Raw genomic sequence first — 1488 nt, forward strand, 5'->3', positions numbered from 1 at the left:
TGGGTCAAATCTCAATGGAAATTATCGCCCCAAATGGGTCAGTTCTAAGCGGCAATCAACAGCACCGCGATCTGTGTGAACGATTGGTTGCTCATTGGTGTCTGTGATGGTCCCGATCGCCGCATCAAGCATCGTGTTAACCAATCCGGCGTCGGGTCTGGTACCGATGGCCCAGCTGATGGCAAGGCCGTCGAAGCAGTCGATGACTGGCGAGAGATACACCTTCCCGGCACGGATCCGGAACTCGGTGATGTCCGTTAGCCACTTTTCGTTTGGTGCGGCTGCGTGGAAATCGCGGTTTATGAGGTTCTCCGGCGCCGGGCTGATTTCGCCGAGATATGAGTTGTAACGCCGCCGCCTCGCCTTAGGGATGATCAGTGCCTCCTGCTTCATCAGGCGGCGCACGACCTTTTCCGATATCGCGATAGACTGTTGCGCAAGAGAGGCCCTCAATCGGCGATATCCGTAGCAGCGATGGTTCGTCTCGAAGAGGCCCACCATCCTTTGCCGAACAGAGACATACTTATCATCCCCGGCGATCCGTGCGCGGTGATAAAAATACGAGCTCCGGGCAAGGCCCAGTCTGATCAGAAGCTGCGGCACTTTATGAAAGTTCTTCAGGGCGACGATCAGCGTGGTCTTTTCCCGATTGCTCAGGGACTGCAGGTCGCCGCCAAACTCCTTTTTTACGAGTTCACTGGCTTTCTGCAGAAGGTCATGCTCGATCTGAAGTGCACAGACAGCGCGCTGCAATTTTTCAAACTGGTGCTCCAGTTCTGAGCATTCTGCCGAAAGGGTCGCGAGTATGGGCTTCTTGCGTTTCATGGTGGTGGGGGCCTCCGGACCGAGCAGGCTGTTTTTCCAGCTATACAGCGTCGGTCGGCTGACCCCGAATTTTTCTGCCACGGCCTGAGCGCTTTCGACTCGCGTATACAACTCCGTAATCGCGGCCCGTTTCATGACATCGGAACTGGGGCTACAGTTTCTGCCACGCGTACCGACCGTAACCGTCAGGTTGGGAAATGCCTCATGAACCCATGTCGCCAAGGTACCACGGCAGGGAAAGCCCAGGGTCTGAACGGTCCCGGAAATGGAATAGCCATGACCAACATAGTGCTGCAGAGCAACCTGCTTCTGAGCATCCGTGAATTTCGGAGGCCGCGCGGTGTAGTGCCGGGGCAGATCCCTTTTCAGTTCATATTCCCGATGCCAGCCGCGAAGAGCTTTAGCTGTCGGATAGCCGAGTTCACAGATCGTGGCACGGGCACGTCTACCCAGCCTGATATACAGCTCCACCGCCCGCAGGCGCTCGTCATAGGAATACATGAAATCACTCCAAGTGAGTCCAAGTTTTTGTCCGCACCCCCTTCTGGGGAAATTTAACGCGGCGTTGACACTCAAACGCAGGATCAACCCAACCCGCGCCCCGATCGAGCAGAAGGAAAGCATGCGTTGGCTGGACAACCTGCGCCTGTCTACCGAGTTGGC

At 56.2% G+C, this 1488-nt stretch carries 1 pseudogene; it reads right to left on the bottom strand.

Annotated elements, in window-relative coordinates:
• Positions 1-60: 60 nt before the first annotated feature.
• Positions 61-1326: pseudogene (locus EP867_RS19570) on the bottom strand (IS3 family transposase); the annotation flags it as partial.
• Positions 1327-1488 lie beyond the last annotated feature (162 nt).

Origin of the sequence: Falsigemmobacter intermedius (assembly GCF_004054105.1) — a bacterium.
Taxonomy (GTDB): domain Bacteria; phylum Pseudomonadota; class Alphaproteobacteria; order Rhodobacterales; family Rhodobacteraceae; genus Wagnerdoeblera; species Wagnerdoeblera intermedia.